This is a genomic window from Amycolatopsis sp. NPDC114503, from assembly GCF_055633655.1.
In genome coordinates this window covers 195,212-211,653 of record NZ_JBVKDT010000007.1, presented here as the reverse complement: position 1 = coordinate 211,653, position 16,442 = coordinate 195,212, and the positions used below count along the sequence as shown (strand labels likewise).

Below are 16,442 nucleotides of genomic sequence, written 5' to 3'. Positions count from 1 at the left end.
CAAGTGCGTCTCATGTGATGTAAGCCCACGAGCATCCTCGTAGCGGCCGTCGCGACTTTCCTTTCCCTCCCAGTGTGTTGGCCAGCACGCTGGTCGGCGTGATCTCGTCTGCGCGCGACGAGATCACGCCGACCGGGACAAGGAAACCGCGCGTCGCCCGGCCGCGCACCGACGAGCCGCGCCGCCGAGTCGCGCCGCCGGATCGCCGCACGGCATCGAAGCCAGCGACCGGGGTCAAGCCGCTGGGATCTGCCCGGCGACCTGCCGCCACCACCAGACTCATCGACCAAGGAGGAATCGCCTATCGCCCACCCACAACTGAATACGCCCGCCGGACTGAATACGCCCGCAGGCCACGCGTGCGCGGCCCCACCTGCGCAGCCCCGCGCCCGCAAAAGCGCAGCCCCGGAGCCCCGCAGCCCCGCAGCCCCGCAGCCCCGAATGAGCAAGCCCGCCACTGGCGACCGAGCAAGCCCGGTGCCATGGACAAGCAGGCCCGCCTGCCCGCAAACAAGCAGGCCTGCTTCCAGCGAATGGGCACGCCCGCAGCCTTCACCTCAACAGGTCCGCGCCCGCGAACCCAGCCGCGGCGGCAGACGTCACCGGTTACGGCGGAACAGCTTGTCTCCCAACCAGACAATCGGGTCGTACTTGCGGTCGGCGACGCGTTCCTTCATCGGGATCAGCGCGTTGTCGGTGATGTGGATGCCTTCCGGGCACACCTCGGTGCAGCATTTGGTGATGTTGCAGAACCCGAGCCCGTGCTCGTCCTGGGCGGCGTCGCGGCGGTCGGCGACGTCCAGCGGATGCATCTCCAGCTCGGCGATCCGCATGAGGTAACGAGGTCCGGCGAAGCTCTCCTTGTTCTCCTCGTGGTCGCGGACGACGTGACAGGTGTTCTGGCACAGGAAGCACTCGATGCACTTGCGAAACTCCTGCGAGCGCTCGACGTCCACCTGCTGCATCCGGTACTCGCCGGGTTTCAGCCCCTCCGGCGGGGTGAAGGACGGGATCTCGCGAGCCTTCGTGTAGTTGAACGACACGTCGGTGACAAGGTCGCGGATCACCGGGAAGGTGCGCATCGGCGTGACCGTCACGACCTCGGCCTCGGTGAACGTCGACATGCGCGTCATGCACAGCAGCCGCGGCCTGCCGTTGATCTCCGCCGAGCAGGAGCCGCATTTGCCCGCCTTGCAGTTCCAGCGCACGGCGAGGTCGGCGGCCTGGGTGGCCTGCAGCCGGTGGATGATGTCGAGCACGACCTCGCCCTCGTTCACCTCGACGGTGAAGTCCTGCAGGTCGCCGCCGGTCGCGTCGCCTCGCCACACGCGGAACTTCGCCTGGTAGCTCACGCGGTCCTCCCGGGGTGGGTCTCCAGCTCGCCGTCGGTGAAGTACTTGCCCAGCTCGTCGAGTTCGAACAGCTCCAGCAAGTCCGGCCGCATCGGGACCTGTTCCTTCACGGCCACGTCGACGTCCGGCACGAGCGGGTTGTCGCCCGGCCGCGCGGAGCAGACGAGCAGCCGGTGCCGCCAGTCCGCGTCCATCGACGGATAGTCGTCGCGGGTGTGGCCGCCGCGGCTTTCCGTCCGGGTCAGCGCCGCGCGGGCGACGCATTCGCTCACCAGCAGCATGTTCCGCAGGTCGAGCGCGAGGTGCCAGCCGGGGTTGAACTGCCGGTGACCCTCCACCGCCACCTGTCCCACGCGCTGGCGGATATTCGCGAGCTTTTCCAGCGCCTGCCGGATTTCCCCGGCCTTGCGGATGATGCCGACCAGGTCGTTCATCGACTGCTGCAGCTCGGTGTGCAGCGTGTACGGGTTCTCCGGAGCACCCTCGGCGGGGGGGTTGAACGGCTCGAGCGCCATCGCGGCCGCGGCGTCCACATCGGACTGCGAAACCGCGGGCCGTCCCTTCAGACCGTCCACATAGGACGCCGCACCCAGTCCGGCTCGCCGTCCGAACACGAGAAGGTCCGACAGCGAGTTGCCGCCGAGCCGGTTCGACCCGTGCATGCCGCCGGAGCACTCGCCCGCCGCGAACAGCCCGGGCACGCTCGCCGCGCCGGTATCCGGGTCGACCTCCACGCCGCCCATCACGTAGTGACAGGTCGGGCCGACCTCCATGGCCTCCTTGGTGATGTCGACGTCGGCGAGTTCCTTGAACTGGTGGTACATCGACGGCAGCCGCCGCTGGATCTCCTCGGCGGGCAACCGGCTCGCGATGTCGAGGAACACGCCGCCGTGCGGGGAGCCGCGCCCCTCCTTGACCTCGGAGTTGATCGCCCGCGCCACCTCGTCGCGCGGCAGCAGGTCCGGCGTGCGGCGGTTGTTCTCCTGGTCGGCGTACCAGCGGTCAGCCTCGTCCTCGCTGTCCGCGTACTGGCCCTTGAACACCTCGGGCACGTACTCGAACATGAACCGCTTGTCCTCGGAGTTCTTGAGCACCCCGCCGTCGCCGCGCACGCCCTCGGTGACGAGGATGCCCTTCACGCTCGGCGGCCAGACCATCCCGGTCGGATGGAACTGCACGAACTCCATGTTGATCAGCTTCGCCCCGGCACGGAGGGCCAGCGCGTGCCCGTCGCCGGTGTACTCCCACGAATTCGACGTCACCTTGAACGACTTGCCGATGCCACCGGTCGCGAGCACCACCGCGGGAGCCTCGAACAGCACGAACCGCCCGCTCTCCCGCCAATACCCGAACGCGCCGGCGACCGCGCCGTTGTCCAGCAACAACTCGGTGACCGTGCATTCGGCGAAGACCTTGATCCGCGCCTCGTAGTCGCCGTACTGCTTGAAATCCTCCTGCTGCAACGAAACGATCTTCTGCTGCATCGTGCGGATCAGCTCAAGCCCAGTACGGTCGCCGACGTGCGCGAGCCGCGGATAAGTGTGTCCGCCGAAGTTGCGCTGACTGATCCGTCCGTCCGCGGTGCGGTCGAAGAGCGCCCCGTACGTCTCCAGCTCCCAAACCCGGTCCGGTGCCTCCCGAGCGTGCAACTCGGCCATCCGCCAGTTGTTGAGGAACTTCCCGCCGCGCATGGTGTCGCGGAAGTGCACCTGCCAGTTGTCGTTCGAGTTCGCGTTGCCCATCGACGCCGCGCAGCCGCCCTCGGCCATCACCGTATGCGCTTTGCCGAACAGGGATTTGCACACCACCGCGACGCTGAACCCGCGTTCGCGCGCTTCGATCACCGCGCGCAGACCGGCGCCGCCGGCACCGATCACCACCACGTCGTAGCTGTGCCGTTCGACCTCGGTCATGGAATAAGCCACCTCACGAGCTGGGGAGAACTGCCTTGCACTGCTGGATTTCCGGGGTTCAGCCCACGAATCGCAGGTCCGAGATCGCGCCGCTCGACACGAGCATCACGTAGAAATCGGTCAGCACGAGCGTGCCGAGCGTCGTCCACGCGAGGGCCATGTGCCGGGTGTTGAGCTTCGTGACCTGCGTCCAGATCCAGTACCGGACGGGATGTTTCGAGAAATGCTTGAGCCGCCCGCCGGTGACGTGCCGGCACGAGTGGCAGGAGAGCGTGTACGCCCACAGCAGCACGACGTTCAGCACGAGAATCACGTTGCCAAGCCCGAAACCGAACCCGGTGGGACTCTGGAAGGCGACGATGGCGTCGTAGGTGTTGACGAGCGAGACGACGCACGCGACGTAGAAGAAGTACCGGTGCACGTTCTGCACGATCAACGGCAGTCGCGTCTCACCGGTGTAGCGCGCGTGCGGTTCGGCAACCGCGCAGGCCGGCGGGGAAAACCACACCGAGCGGTAGTAGGCCTTGCGGTAGTAGTAGCAGGTCAACCGGAACCCGAGCAGGAACGGCAGCACGAGCACGCCGAGTGGCAACCAGGTCGGCATCTCGCCGAACCAATGCCCGAAGTGGCTGGATCCCTCGACGCACGAGGTGGACACGCACGGGGAGTAAAACGGCGTCAGGTAATGGTATTCGGGCACCCAGTACGCGGTGCGCACGAATGCCCGGACAGTCGCGTAAACGACGAAGGTGGCCAGCCCCAGCACAGTGAGCAAGGGCGACAGCCACCACCGGTCGGTGCGCAGTGTCCGGGCGGCGAGCCGCGCCCGCCCCGGCGCCCGAACGCCGGTGGGGGCGCGGCTGACGTCGTTGTCAGCGGGGGCGCTCACCGCTGGTCGCGCTTGTAGCCACCGACACCTTCGTCGTCAGCGCCGCTCCACAGCGCCGGATCGTAGGGAGTATCGGGAACCGGAACGCGCTCGGCGGCTTTCGCCTGCGCGGGCACAGCGGGCGGATGCCCGTCCAGGTCAGCGGTGTCAATGTCGAGCCGCTCAACGTCGTTGGCCAGCCGGCGCACCGCGGACGCGTCGCCGTAGCGCGATCGCAATGCGCCCACGCACTGCCGCAACTGGCCGATGGTGCGCCGAAGTTCGGCGATCTCTGTGGTGGACATCGGAAGCCTCCCTGATGGTGGGGCCGGCAGTTCGGGTGACGATCAACGTCGCCAGGTACGACTCTGCCTCGCGCGGTGCACTGTGACAAGTAGCACATTTACCAGCGTGTTGCCTCCTGACCTCGGATTCGAGGCTCAATCAGGGGTCTCCGGAGGGGTCTGGGCCGTCTCTGGGCCGTCAGCCGCGCAGGTCAGGCCGCCGATGGCAATTCGGCGGTCGGCCGGAAGACGCTGTCGATCGCCGCGCGAGCCCGGTCGTAACTCGTCTCCATAAGATGGGTATAGACACGGAGAGTGAACGCTTCACTCGAATGTCCTAGGTAAGCAGAGAGTTCCTTAATGCTCACGCCACGTGACAGCATCAGCGAGGCGAACAGGTGCCGGAGCGCGTGCATGCCGTCCCGGTCACCGACATAGTCGAGCCCTGCCGCGACGAACGCAGGCAGCCACACGACCATGTGAAATGTCTGGTTCTTGTACGGCATGCCGCTCGGCTTGGTCATGAGCAGCTTGACCGTCTCGAACTCCTGCCCGTCCCGTTCACCCCAGGGAAGCGTGACCGCCACGGGCCGATACTTCTCCAGGTAGGCGTCGATCTTCTCCAGCAGCCCGTAGCCCAACGGGATCTCCCGCACCTTCCGCCCCTTCGGAAGCTTGAACTTCTGGACTCCCTTGACCACCACGAGTTGTCGGGTGCACCGGTAGACCATCTTCTTCCGGTCGATGTTGTCCGGGCTGAACGCCAGCACCTCGCCCGGACGCAGCCCAAGCCCCGCACCGATGGCGACCACTGGCCTGAACCGGGCGTCGACGGCCTTTTCGATGGTGTGAACCCTCTTCTCCGGCCAGACCTGAACCTCCTTGGCAGTCGCCTTCGGCCGCGGAATGGTCGCCTTCTTGAGCGGGTTCGACCGCATCTTCTCGTCTACGACCGCAGCATCCCAAATGGACAGCACGAGGTCGAACACCTGACGCTGGTAGACACCGGAGAGGTTCCGCTCGCTGTCGTTGAGCCATGCCAGCCACTTCCGCGCAAGCCCAGAGCTTTCGCACGCGTCGAGGCTGCGGTCTCCAAAGAACGGGAACACATACTTTTCGAGCTGTGACGTCATCGTGTTCAAGGACGATTCACCGAGCGGACGGCTCTGTAGCACTTCCTTGGCATAAGACCGAAATGCTTCCTTGCCCGCGTTCGGATCCCGGTACACCCCGGCGTAAAGCTCGTTCTCGATCTTGGTCTTGAACTCTTTCGCCGCACCGAGCTTCTTGTCCGGGAAGACCTTGGAACCCTCCGACATATCCGGCTGGGTCCAACGCACCCGGTACCGAGCGCCTTTGCCGTAACGGTTGGTGCGCTCCTGAACCGGCTTGTTCTTGGCATCGAGGACGACCTCGCCCGTTTCGGGGTCGATCTTGTCGCTAAACCAACGATCTTGAATGTGCGCCATCAGAATCCCCCTATGCAGCAGGCATGGTTTCGGGGCCGTCGAGCCAGCCCCGGACAGCGGCCGGGTCGTAGCGGACGTGCTTTCCCATCCGCCGCCACGGCGGGCCGTAGTTCTTGTGCCGCCAGTCCTTGAGCGTGTCCTCCGAAATGCCGAGGTAGGCGGAAAGGTCTTCGGGGCTCCACAAGCCCTCAACGCTGACCAGCCGCACACGCGGGTTGTCGCTCATGTGTCTCCCCCTTTCCAGGTCAGGCCGCCAGCGCCGGAGTTGCCGAAGTTTCTGGCTCAGGCGGTGAGCCAGAAGCCGCGAGTCGGGCCGCTTCGTACTCGGCCTTCCAGACGCGGCGCTCAGCGATGGCGCGCATCACGAGCTGATCCCGGGGCGGACACTGCGGGTCGCCTGGCTCGACCTTGCGCCACGCCAGCTTTTCCGGATCAGGGCGTGGTTTCTCGATCCCGACCGCCGCCAGGGCGGAGAGCACGAACCCGACCCGGTCGGCCTTGTGGTCGGCCACGGTCTTGCCGGACCACTTGCGCGAGACCAGCACCCGACGGCCGGGCAGCCCGAGCGTGGTCCGCCGATGCGCCCGACCCCGGCAGTGCCCAGGAGTGGTTTTTCCGTTGGCCCCCTTGGGGTTGATGCCGTAGAGCAGCCACACCGGGCAGCGCGGCGAGCACGGGGTCACTGCCAGTTCAGCGTGAAGCCGGTCGTGGTGGTCCCGCTGCGCCGAGGTGTCCGCGTCCACGACTTCACCCGTGGATTTGGTGAGGTACTTCGTCAGGTAGCCGATGTGCCGCCCGGCTTCCTCAGTCCCGCCGAGAATGCCCTTCGAGTGCACTTGTTCCCCGAACCGCACGACGTGCGCCGGTTCCTCCACTTCGGACACAGCGTCATCCCACGCCGTCAACGGCTCCCGGGTGTCCGGGTCCACAAAGGAACGAACATCCGGGTCCCACAACGGTTTCCGGTCCCCGTCGTAGACCATCACGTCATGGCTCGGCCACCACACCTGGCGGTAGGTCGCTTCGGTGACCATCCGGATGACCTCGTGTGAGATCGCTCCCCGCAGCGCCGTATGCAGGTGGGGCGCGGCCCGACGCTGGGGTTCCACGGTCGCGAAGTACTGCACCTCGAACCCGACCACCCGGCGCAGGTTCTGCCACCACCTATCCACCAGGGCCGCGAAGTGCACCGCATCCCGCGCAGCCCGCCGGTAGTCATAGCTGGCGGGATCGACTGGGGAGCCGTCCGGCCGGACACGGCCGTAGGTGTCGCAGGTGAGCGTGACGAACATCGACGGCCGGAACCGGCCCGCGAACTCCCGCCCGACCGTAGTTTTCGCGACCTTCTTACGAGGCAGGTTCGCCGCGTCCTGACGCCGCCGGGTCGAACGCTTCACCGGACGTTTCTCCGGCGCGTCGAGAGCCGGGAGCCGTCCCTTCAAGCCGGATTCCCTCAGCTCCGCGTCCACACTGGACACTTCGGCGCGCAGTTCCTCCGCCTCAGGATCGTTTCCGGCCTCGACCGCATCCCGATAGTGCGCGGCCAGATCCGCCCGGTAGGTCAGCAGCTCCCGTTGAGTCTCGGTGGGCTCCGCGCGGGTGATCACGGGTTCTTCGGCGAGGTGCCAGCCTTCGCGGCACTGGGCCTGCCTCAGAGCCTTGGCCTTGCGGGCACAGGACAGGCATACCGATTCCACCGTCGAGCCGCACGGCACCGGGACGTAGCGCAACTCCCCCGTGTCGGTGTCGGCCACTTCCATGGTGAAAGGCCGCACGCACACCCCGTGCTGCTCTGCCGTCGCCTTCACCACGTCGGATGCCAGGGCACCGCGGATTCGTTCCCGGGGCTCCGCAGCCGGCATTGCCTGACCAGCGGTTTCCCGTGCAGAGGTGGTCATGCGGCCTCCTCTCCGGCGCGTGCCCACTGCCGCAACAGCCAGACCGGCATCTCCTGGTCGGTCTGGGGAGGCAGGTCCGGGAAGGTGGCCGGGTCGTACGGCGCGTAGCCCCAGACGTAGACGGGGATGCCGCACGGAGTACGTCCGGTCAGCGCCAGGCGCACTCGCGTCCCGCCCGGTGTCCGCCACAGGCTCACCCGTGCCCCGTCGAGGGTGGCCGACCAGGTGGCCAGGCCGGACACGACGCCAGTCAGGGTGTCGGTGTCCAGAGCGACCGTGACCGGCGAGGACCAGGCGGTGACCTCCACCGAGCAAGCCGGAGGCAACGCGTACGAGTCGAGGTGATCGCGGATTGCGTCGAGGAAGACCATCAGCTGGTTCATGCGGCCCCCTTCCCGGTGCTGTCACGGCGGTTGTGGGCGAGGTTGACCACCTGTGCCCCGCCGTTGGTGACGTAGTCCTCCAGCGCCTTCACCGTCGCGTCCGACACCCATCCGGCACGGATGCGCAGGGGTTCGCGGATGCCTTCGCCCCAGACGTAGCCGACACCGGGGGTGTTCTCGGGGATGCGGTTGGCCCATGCCCCGCGTTCGTACGCGCCGTCGCCGAGCACCATCGACACCTGAGACTTCGACGTGACGCGCAGGCAGACGCGGCGGGTGAACAGCTCCCGCACCGGGACGGTTTCCTTCGTCGGGTCCTGCACATAGCCGCGCACCGAGATCAGCGCCGCCCGCCCTTGCGTGTTCAGCACCGAGATGTGTTCGGTGATCGCGTCGCGGGTCTTGCGGTCGGTGTAGCGGGTCAGCGCGGCCAGCTCGTCGAATTCCAGCAGTTCCAACGGAAAGTCTTGGGAGAGCGGCACTTCCCGCGTCTGCCCCGCGAACGCCCGCTTGCGCCGTTCCAGTTCGTCCCGCAGCGCCTCCAGCACTTCCAATACCTCTTTGCCCGAGACCGCATAGCGGCAGAAGATCCCGCGCCCGTAAGCGAGTTCCATGCCCTTCGGGTCCACACCGGACACCCGCACCAACCCCGAGCGGATCGCCGGAGCAGCCGACACCAACGGCGACCACATCACCGAGTTCTTCCCCGCACCCGAGGCTCCAGCCACGAGAGTGTGCGCACCGCCGCCGAGCAGAGGCAGCCGCCAGGCCGTGCCGTACTCGGTGGAACCGGCGAACACCCGCCGCAGATCCACCGCCGACGCCTCGGCCACGTCCGGCAGCGGGAGGCAGGACACTGCCGAGGCCAACAAGTCCCGGCGCATGAAGTCCACCGAGACGACGTCCGGGGAGATTTCCCGCACCTGCACCCGAGTAACCCGCCGAGCCGTCGCCAGCGCACGGGCAGCCTCGCCGAAATCCTCCGGAGTCTGGCCGGGCACCAGCCGCACCCGCACCTCATCCCACGACGGACCGGAACGGACCCGCAGCACGCGGGGGAAGGCCACGCCCGCGTCACGCCGGGACTGGGCCACCGCTTCGCGCTTGCGACGGCGAGACACCAGGTTGACCGTGACGTCCACCGGGATCGCTTCGTCCCGCACGGTCAGCCCACAGGCATGCAGCCAGCCGGGAAGCTTCCTCCCGTACACGGCCCAGCGCAGCCACCACACCCGCACCCAGCGCCCGCACCACTGCTCGAACCCTACCGGCCAGCCCAGCCGCCACACCAACGCCACCAGCCCGACAGAGCCCGCCACGATGGCCAGCGAAGGCCAGCCGAGCCACCGCCACCACATGCCCAAGGCGAGCAGTGCCAGGCAGGTACGCCAGTGGGCGGCAAGTTGCCGAACAATCCAGCCCGCCGCCCGCATCAGGCCCCACAGAGCCAGGCCGAGGAATGCCAGTGCGGCCAGGGTTTCCGCGATAGCCGCGAGCGCGCGGCCGAGTTTGGCCAGCACCCACAGCACCACCGCGACACCCGCGCCGACGGCGATCACCACGGCCGCGTTCATCGGCGCTCACCGTTCTCAGCCGCGGTGAGGTCAAGCGGCAGCATTCCTTGACAGGCAGCGCATTTCTTCTCACCCGGAACGAGCCGGGCGAATTTCTTGCATGCGGCGCAACGCATCCGGGTGACCCCCGTTGACGCACGCCGTCCAGAACCGGTTATGTTCGTCATTGTTCACTTCCCAGTGGACAGCGCAGAACCGGTGAAGGTTGGCAGCCAGAGGCCGGTTCTGCGTTTATACGGAACAATTCCAAGCACACATGGGCGCGTTGAAGACAGCACACGTCGCCGTGCGCTTTTTTCAGTACTCGCTGAGGTTTTCGGCTAGTCTTCGGGTTCCTCGCCGGTCAGTAGCCGGTTCAGCCCGGCGTCAGTCGCCCGCCGCTGCGCCTTCACCTATTTCAAGAGCTGGTCGACCACGACCGACAGGCGCGCCTGCGATTCCGCCGGGGACAACGCCGCCGCCGAAAGCCGCTCGATCGTCACCTTGTACGAGGCCGCTTCATCGCCGACCAGGAACACGCCCATCGCGCGATGCGGGCAGTACACGACATCCGAGGTGTCCTTCAGCGTGTACCGGCTGAACGCCTCCTCCGTCACCGCCTGACTCGGGGCCAGCCGGATCGTCATCGTCCGCGACAACCCGATCAAGTCCTTAAGGAAGCGCGTCTGCCGCAGCATCACCTCCGCGTCCCCGAAATGGTTCCGCAGCGCCTCCGAGCCGATGAACATCTGCGCCTTGACCGCGCCCGCGCCGAACAGGATCCGGTTGCGGTCCATCCGGCTCTCCACGACCTGCTCCAGCTTCTCCTTGTCCCGCAAATCCGGGCCGAACACCAGTCGCGCGTAGTCCGGGACCTGCAACAGATCCGGGATCAGCAGCGGAGCCCACACCGTCACCGACGTCGCCACCCGCTCGTGCGCGATCAACATCGTGTAGTGCGCCGGGTCCGCCTGCGACCCCACCGACGACCAGCTCGGCCCCGTCACGCCGTGAGCCAGCAGCATGATCCAGGCTTTTCGCTCCCCGGTCACGCCGAGCACGTTCGACACCTCCTCCGGGGTCGGGACTCGCTGCCCGAGTTCCCAGTTCGACAACAACGCCGGGTTCACCCCGATCCGCCGCCCCAGCTCCCGCAACCCGAATCGCGCCTCAATCCGGGCATCTCGCAACGCCGCACCCAAACCACGGGCACGCGGGCTCGCCATATCCGTCCCACGCATCTACGCCGCCTTGCTGTCACCAGTTGCAGACGCAGAACGAGACGGCTTTCCGGCCGCAGCCTTGAAGCCGGTCGCCCGGAAAACATACGTCTGGTACTTGAACTCGCCCTGCCCGCAGACACGCGGCTCAGCCGTCAAACCCTCCAGCTCCACCGGCCGCATGCCCGGCAATGCTTCCGAGGTAGTAGGCACTGGCTGCACGTCCGCCAGGAACGTCACCTCGAACGACGCCCGCTTCGCCTTCGTCTCGCCCGGATCCGTGACCGCAGCCCGCCACTGCCGCTTGCCAGTCGCTTCGTCAATGCGCTGCCGGACCGGCCGACCCGCAGCACGATCCTCCCGCGACTGAAACTCGTTGTCCGGAATCACTTCCCCCACCATCACAAGCCCCTGCGGGAACGCCTCGTCGAAGTCGATCGCAAACCGGTGTCCCTTTTCGATAGCCATGCTGAATTCCCTTTGCTGCTCTGGTTTTTGTGCGCTCAGTCGCACTCTTCCGGCCACTGGTCGCCGAGAGGAGAGGAGTAGGTGCGGGTACGGTTCTGCGTCTCGCACCACTCGCCGAACTCGCCAGCGGCCACAGCGAGACTCCGCGCGAACCGCGCTGTGTCCATCAAGCCGCCGATCCGAGCCGGTACCTGGATCACGATCGCGGTCTCATCGCCCCCGGCCACCAGCTGGCGAACCCCAGGGGAAGGCGACACGACGGCAGCGCCGTATCCGACGAGGGGCTGAATCACCACGTGAATGCCCATGTGTTCTCCCGATGTCTCGGCTTCCGCACGCCCGATCTGGCGCGCTGGGATCAGGAGACACCCGGGTAAGGCAGATCACCCGGACAAACTGTCCGGGTGCATTCGAGCAGGGACTAGCGTCCGGCCGGAACGGCCTTCTCGATCGCATCGAGCATCGCCGACCAGGGCAGATCCCGGCCGGGAGCGCTGCGCGGTTCGTGCAGCGGCCAGACGTCGTCACCGTAGAGCAGATCGACGCCGACGCGCCGCAGGTTCTCGATGTGCATCTCCCAGAACGGCTGACGGGCGTGCGCCGCGTTCACGCGCGGGAAGACCACGACCGGCAGGTTACGCGTACCGATCGCCTCGTTGACCTGCGTCAACGCCTGATTGTCCGCGATGCCGAGCGACATCTTCGCGACCACGTTCGCCGAGGCCGGCGCGACCAGGAAGCAGTCCGGAGCCGGATGCGGACTGCGCTCAGACGGCGACCGCGGCTCGACCCGCACCGGGTAGCCCGTCGCGTCCTCGATCTCCGCCAGCGCACCCGACTCGGCCAGCCAGCGCCCGGCCGTCGGCGTCAGCGTCACCGCGACCGTCCACCCCGCAGCCTGCGCAGGCCGGATCAGCTTCGGAAGAAGATCTTCAACCCCGCCAGCACCGGAACCAACCAGGCCGAGAACACGCGACGTCATCCGCCTACCTCACCGCGCCGCAGCGCTCAGCCAGCGCCAGCAGCGCCGAGGACTTCTTGCCCGCCGACGCCGGGGCACGCCGGTACATCGACCGAACGACCTCACGGACCATCGTGTTGTGCCGGACGACGGTCGGTGCCTTCGTCTCCGCCTCCAGCAGCGCGTCGAGCGCTTCGTCGTCCTTCGCGACGAGGCTTAACGCCCGCGCGAAGTCGATCAGGTGCGTGACCTGGCGCTCCACCGGGAGATGATCGACGTTGACGCGCGGCGCGGACTCGATCACCTGCCCGACGTCGCCGAGATCCAGCGCCGCCGACAACCGGTGCAACTCGACGTTGGCCGGTCCGAACCCGGTCTGCCAATAGTTCGCATCCACGCCGAGCTGATCCGCCGCCCGGCCCGCGTGGCCGAGGAGGTCGTTCGCCGTCGACCGGTCCTGATGCCGAGCCGCGGCCACCGCGGTCCGGAGGTAGAGCATCCCGTACAGGCTCAGCGCCGCCGGATCACCTTCGGCCATGCGCGGCAGCAGCCACTTGGCCGCGACGTCGCCCAGCTCCAGCGCGTCATCGAACCGGCCCACGGCCAGCAGCGCATGCGTCCCCGACCGCGCCGCCGACGCCAGCACCAGAGGATCGTCCGCGTCGTCCGCGGCTTGCATCGCCCGTTCAGCTGCGATCCACGCGAGATCAGCCTCGCCGATCTTGCTCAGCGTGGTCGCGGCCAGGTGGTGGACTCGGGCCGACACCGCCGCGCACGCCCGCTTGTACGTCGCGTCATCCGAGGACGCGGCCTCCATCGCCTGACTGGTCTTGATTAGCCCAGGCAGCGCCGCAACCACCCGGCCGAGTTCGCCGTTCTGGTAGCTGGACCAGGCACCTTCCACCAGCTGCGCAACCGGCGCGGGGTCGATGTACTCGGGCGACATCGCCGAGGAAAACAAGGTCCGGGAGAGCCGACGCGGAGCCATGAGCGCATCCCGGATGGCCGGGACGTCGTCGTTCTTCTCCTGGTCCTCCAGCAGGACCGGTTCGCCCAGCAGATCGCCAAGCGTCACCCGCAGCGCCTGCGCAACCTCCGCCAGGACGTCCAACCGGCGGATATCCCGCTCGCCGCGCTCAATCTTGCTCAGCCAATCCTCGGTGCGGCCCACCAGGTCAGCAAGCACCGCCTGCGCCAACCCACGCCGCCGCCGGTAGAAGGCAATACGCTCCCCGATACTGAGCTGATCACCCGCACCACGCATGCTGCCAGGTTAACAGTCCGCCGAGGACCGCAGCCACAGATTCAATTCGAAAATGTCAGGCCATGAGTTGAAGTTGGCGAACTCGCGACTCGCTGATCCCTGCAGGTGAGGCTACATCTGGAATCTTCAGCCCACTTGAAAAGAACATGGCCTCCGACCCCGACGGAGAAGTGGACGCGCTATATCCGAGCGTATAAAGTATGTTCGAATACCGTTTGTACATATCGATAATTTCTGGGGCTGCATCATACGACACAACCCAGTTAGTGCGAATTTTCGACACAGCATTGCGGACCGCCAAGTGGTCCTCATGCTCATAGAAGTTGTCGTAAAGATGCGCCCCCTTGACGTAGTAAGGGGGATCCAAGTATAGGAGAGTGCGCTTGCTTCTAGTGGTCACACTTCCAAGAACGTCGACAGCATCCAGCCTTGTGAGAGTAATCTGCGAGGAACGCTCTGCGATCCGTTCAATTCTTTCACACAGAGATTGCCGATTGAATCTGGCGTCTATTTTCCAGTTTCCCTTTTGCTCCAAACCGCCGATTACTCCACCACGAGTAATGATACCCGAACGGTTTGTCCTGTTGAGATAAAACGTCGCCCGCCCAATATCTTCCGCAGAACTGTTAGGGTTCTGGTAGATTTCTTTTTGCTTCCGCCATTCATCAACCGATAAGTCGACTTTTTTAATCCACTTAGTCAACGACTTAGTGTCATACAGGGCAAGATTCCAGAAAGCGTGAACCCCCACATTAAGATCATTAATCTTAATGCTCTCAACATAGTTTCCAAGCAAAAGCGCCAGCGCAACACTCGCCCCCCCGGCATAAGGCTCAATATACTGAACCTTTGTAAGCGAGTTATAGGATATCAGGAGTTTCAGGAAATTTGCAACTTTTCCTTTCCCTCCTGGATACCGGAGCGGAGACGGATACCGATCCGCCTCCCGTTGTTGCGCCAATTATCTCACCGATTCCAAACCTGCTCAATGAAGGGCTGCAGCTCGTCCCAGCTGACACGGATCTCAGACGCCTTGGGAAAAACGAACGAGTTGTGAACAAACTGGTTGAGCGTTGTGGTCGAGACCGAAAAAAGACTGCGCCCTTCAGTGATTTTAATGACCGACTGCTCTAACTGAGCTTCAATCTTACCTACCGACTTCAGATGACTAGCAACCTCCTTCAACCGTTTAGCCAGAGGCGTATTACGTCTCGTGTTCTCATCCATTAGGCTTTCGAGGACAATGTAGTCATCAATACTCAACTCCACAAAAACCCGGAGTAGAACCGCACACGAATTAGGGTACTGCTCAACGTCCAGCTTCACGAGTTCGTGATAGATCGACTTAATTCGCGGAGACGGAATTCGCAAAACGCACGTACGCGGTATCGTAGCCAATCGCGGCTTTGGTATCCGCATAGTCGGAGTCCGACCAGTGCCACCCGTCCCAGATGCAACGTTGGCACCCGAATACGAGCCGCCGGAACCAGCGGAACCATTGTTTACAGCTGCCCCGCGGCCCGGATTCGACGACGACGCTGACCCACTACCTGAACTCGCAGTGCCAGCCGTAAAGCTAGCATTATCTTCACCAGCACCCGAACTTACAGCAGACTCTTCACCGCTCGATGTTGCCAATAATTCAAGAGCGACCGGGTTCTCGAAACGAGTCGCAGGATCAGGCAATTCGTCAGTGGTCAGCGAGTCAATGTAGCGCTTTCGCGCATCTTCATAGTAAACATCCGTGACCTTGATATTAGAGCTACGAAGATCGGAGACGACCTTGAATAGCCCCTTAAAGACCTCTTCCGCGGGAAAATGTGCAAGAAGGATACCCCGGTCAAGGCTGACACCAAGTACTTCTCGGACATATTTAGTAGATAGAACGCGCTGAAGCGTCGTAATTATTCGACCATTGACTCCACCTTCAGGAGGCGAAATTCGGTCGACAAAGTCCAGGACCTGACCAGCCGTTGTTCGCTTCTTCACCGAACCGTGACGACTCTTAAAACGGTCTTTCTCGTTTGAGTTCCACTCAACTAGCCCGACGCCGTCATTCGCACCCGTATGACGCGTTTCAATCCAAGGCCAAGCATCATCCTCGGACTCAAATATTACACACGGCGTTGAATTAATAGGATTCTTGGAAAACTCAGCAGCGAGCGAACCGAGCTTTCGCCTCAAAGAAGAGCTAAGAGTGTCGTCTATTACACTTGGCTTCTTCAGTGATTTTAGCGCTAATGTCCGGCGATTTCCTTCGAGGACCTTAAACTTGCCAGCGACGTCCGGGTCAGGAACAACGGCTGGCATAGTCATAGGATCAAGGCCACGCTTGACGATATCATCGGCTAGGGCGACTATGTGGTCCGGTGCCAGTCGGGCGAGGGCAATGTATGTCGCCTCCTGCGAAGGCTGCACCTCTCCAAGCCGGGCGTTCGCCTGGTCGAGAACCAGCTGGGATATAGGCACCCGTCTAATCGCGAACTCCATCGCTACATACACCACCCCTCGTTAACCAAATCACGTCGCGTGACTGATCTTACAGTAGTTGCCTGAAGCTCAGTATCCGTTATCGACATGTAGGGCCAAGACGTGCACACGAGCACGCTGAGCTGCAAGTTAGGGTCGAACATGGAGGCTTGCAGGGACGGCATTGCCGAATTTGGCTCTAGAGGATCAAGGCGCGGGGCCTGTGGGGGGTGGGGGGAGGGGAACCCGTATGCAGGGGGGAGCGTCGGGGGGGTGGGGGGGCCCCCAATGGCGGTTCTGCCGGCTCCCCCCACAAAGCCACACAAAAACCCCCCAGGGC

Annotated in this window: 16 protein-coding genes; all 16 read right to left on the bottom strand. The window is 64.6% G+C overall.

Translation table 11 applies throughout. The annotated features are described in order from the left end of the window. Positions 1 to 599: 599 nt before the first annotated feature. The gene (locus ACZ7OI_RS29185; RefSeq protein ID WP_470267345.1) at positions 600 to 1,352 is read right to left on the bottom strand and encodes a succinate dehydrogenase/fumarate reductase iron-sulfur subunit; all 753 of its coding nucleotides are present in this window, start codon (positions 1,350 to 1,352) and stop codon (positions 600 to 602) included. Next, the gene (locus ACZ7OI_RS29180; protein ID WP_470267344.1) at positions 1,349 to 3,265 is read right to left on the bottom strand and encodes a fumarate reductase/succinate dehydrogenase flavoprotein subunit; all 1,917 of its coding nucleotides are present in this window, start codon (positions 3,263 to 3,265) and stop codon (positions 1,349 to 1,351) included. The genes ACZ7OI_RS29185 and ACZ7OI_RS29180 overlap by 4 nt, the downstream gene beginning before the upstream one ends. A 58-nt stretch (positions 3,266 to 3,323) precedes the next feature. Beyond that, on the bottom strand, positions 3,324 to 4,154 hold the full coding sequence (locus tag ACZ7OI_RS29175; protein WP_470267343.1) for a hypothetical protein: 831 nt from the start codon (positions 4,152 to 4,154) through the stop codon (positions 3,324 to 3,326). Further along, positions 4,151 to 4,438, bottom strand: coding sequence for a hypothetical protein (locus tag ACZ7OI_RS29170; protein ID WP_470267342.1), 288 nt, complete (start codon positions 4,436 to 4,438; stop codon positions 4,151 to 4,153). The genes ACZ7OI_RS29175 and ACZ7OI_RS29170 overlap by 4 nt, the downstream gene beginning before the upstream one ends. 191 nt (positions 4,439 to 4,629) lie before the next feature. Next, positions 4,630 to 5,886: a tyrosine-type recombinase/integrase gene (locus ACZ7OI_RS29165; protein WP_470267341.1), complete on the bottom strand. Its 1,257-nt coding sequence runs from the start codon at positions 5,884 to 5,886 to the stop codon at positions 4,630 to 4,632. Positions 5,887 to 5,896: 10 nt separating this feature from the next. After that, a complete protein-coding gene (locus tag ACZ7OI_RS29160) occupies positions 5,897 to 6,112 on the bottom strand; it encodes a helix-turn-helix domain-containing protein (protein WP_470267340.1) in 216 nt (71 codons plus the stop codon). Between the two features lie 19 nt (positions 6,113 to 6,131). Further along, positions 6,132 to 7,784: a replication initiator gene (locus tag ACZ7OI_RS29155; RefSeq protein WP_470267339.1), complete on the bottom strand. Its 1,653-nt coding sequence runs from the start codon at positions 7,782 to 7,784 to the stop codon at positions 6,132 to 6,134. Further along, positions 7,781 to 8,167: a hypothetical protein gene (locus tag ACZ7OI_RS29150; RefSeq protein WP_470267338.1), complete on the bottom strand. Its 387-nt coding sequence runs from the start codon at positions 8,165 to 8,167 to the stop codon at positions 7,781 to 7,783. The genes ACZ7OI_RS29155 and ACZ7OI_RS29150 overlap by 4 nt, the downstream gene beginning before the upstream one ends. Further along, the gene (locus tag ACZ7OI_RS29145) at positions 8,164 to 9,741 is read right to left on the bottom strand and encodes an FtsK/SpoIIIE domain-containing protein (RefSeq protein ID WP_470267337.1); all 1,578 of its coding nucleotides are present in this window, start codon (positions 9,739 to 9,741) and stop codon (positions 8,164 to 8,166) included. The genes ACZ7OI_RS29150 and ACZ7OI_RS29145 overlap by 4 nt, the downstream gene beginning before the upstream one ends. A 392-nt stretch (positions 9,742 to 10,133) precedes the next feature. Beyond that, positions 10,134 to 10,961 (bottom strand): Scr1 family TA system antitoxin-like transcriptional regulator, encoded by an 828-nt coding sequence (locus ACZ7OI_RS29140; protein WP_470267336.1) that lies wholly within the window; start codon positions 10,959 to 10,961, stop codon positions 10,134 to 10,136. Continuing rightward, positions 10,962 to 11,408 (bottom strand): hypothetical protein, encoded by a 447-nt coding sequence (locus tag ACZ7OI_RS29135; RefSeq protein ID WP_470267335.1) that lies wholly within the window; start codon positions 11,406 to 11,408, stop codon positions 10,962 to 10,964. Positions 11,409 to 11,443: 35 nt separating this feature from the next. Further along, positions 11,444 to 11,716, bottom strand: coding sequence for a hypothetical protein (locus tag ACZ7OI_RS29130; protein WP_470267334.1), 273 nt, complete (start codon positions 11,714 to 11,716; stop codon positions 11,444 to 11,446). A 113-nt stretch (positions 11,717 to 11,829) separates the two neighbouring features. Continuing rightward, entirely contained in the window at positions 11,830 to 12,390 is a 561-nt protein-coding gene (locus tag ACZ7OI_RS29125; protein ID WP_470267333.1) for a flavoprotein, read from the bottom strand. A gap of 4 nt (positions 12,391 to 12,394) precedes the next feature. Beyond that, positions 12,395 to 13,633 (bottom strand): helix-turn-helix domain-containing protein, encoded by a 1,239-nt coding sequence (locus ACZ7OI_RS29120; RefSeq protein ID WP_470267332.1) that lies wholly within the window; start codon positions 13,631 to 13,633, stop codon positions 12,395 to 12,397. Between the two features lie 55 nt (positions 13,634 to 13,688). Continuing rightward, entirely contained in the window at positions 13,689 to 14,594 is a 906-nt protein-coding gene (locus ACZ7OI_RS29115) for a DNA adenine methylase (protein ID WP_470267331.1), read from the bottom strand. Between the two features lie 5 nt (positions 14,595 to 14,599). Beyond that, entirely contained in the window at positions 14,600 to 16,123 is a 1,524-nt protein-coding gene (locus ACZ7OI_RS29110) for a hypothetical protein (protein WP_470267330.1), read from the bottom strand. Positions 16,124 to 16,442: the final 319 nt, after the last annotated feature.

What these genes read in the sequence shown, in the direction of transcription:
- ACZ7OI_RS29180 (WP_470267344.1), bottom strand. Translation starts at nt 3,265, where the DNA reads ATGACCGAGGTCGAACGGCACAGCTACGACGTGGTGGTGATCGGTGCC.
- ACZ7OI_RS29170 (WP_470267342.1), bottom strand. Translation starts at nt 4,438, where the DNA reads ATGTCCACCACAGAGATCGCCGAACTTCGGCGCACCATCGGCCAGTTG.
- ACZ7OI_RS29165 (WP_470267341.1), bottom strand. Translation starts at nt 5,886, where the DNA reads ATGGCGCACATTCAAGATCGTTGGTTTAGCGACAAGATCGACCCCGAA.
- ACZ7OI_RS29160 (WP_470267340.1), bottom strand. Translation starts at nt 6,112, where the DNA reads ATGAGCGACAACCCGCGTGTGCGGCTGGTCAGCGTTGAGGGCTTGTGG.
- ACZ7OI_RS29155 (WP_470267339.1), bottom strand. Translation starts at nt 7,784, where the DNA reads ATGACCACCTCTGCACGGGAAACCGCTGGTCAGGCAATGCCGGCTGCG.
- ACZ7OI_RS29150 (WP_470267338.1), bottom strand. Translation starts at nt 8,167, where the DNA reads ATGAACCAGCTGATGGTCTTCCTCGACGCAATCCGCGATCACCTCGAC.
- ACZ7OI_RS29145 (WP_470267337.1), bottom strand. Translation starts at nt 9,741, where the DNA reads ATGAACGCGGCCGTGGTGATCGCCGTCGGCGCGGGTGTCGCGGTGGTG.
- ACZ7OI_RS29140 (WP_470267336.1), bottom strand. Translation starts at nt 10,961, where the DNA reads ATGCGTGGGACGGATATGGCGAGCCCGCGTGCCCGTGGTTTGGGTGCG.
- ACZ7OI_RS29135 (WP_470267335.1), bottom strand. Translation starts at nt 11,408, where the DNA reads ATGGCTATCGAAAAGGGACACCGGTTTGCGATCGACTTCGACGAGGCG.
- ACZ7OI_RS29130 (WP_470267334.1), bottom strand. Translation starts at nt 11,716, where the DNA reads ATGGGCATTCACGTGGTGATTCAGCCCCTCGTCGGATACGGCGCTGCC.
- ACZ7OI_RS29125 (WP_470267333.1), bottom strand. Translation starts at nt 12,390, where the DNA reads ATGACGTCGCGTGTTCTCGGCCTGGTTGGTTCCGGTGCTGGCGGGGTT.
- ACZ7OI_RS29120 (WP_470267332.1), bottom strand. Translation starts at nt 13,633, where the DNA reads ATGCGTGGTGCGGGTGATCAGCTCAGTATCGGGGAGCGTATTGCCTTC.
- ACZ7OI_RS29110 (WP_470267330.1), bottom strand. Translation starts at nt 16,123, where the DNA reads ATGGAGTTCGCGATTAGACGGGTGCCTATATCCCAGCTGGTTCTCGAC.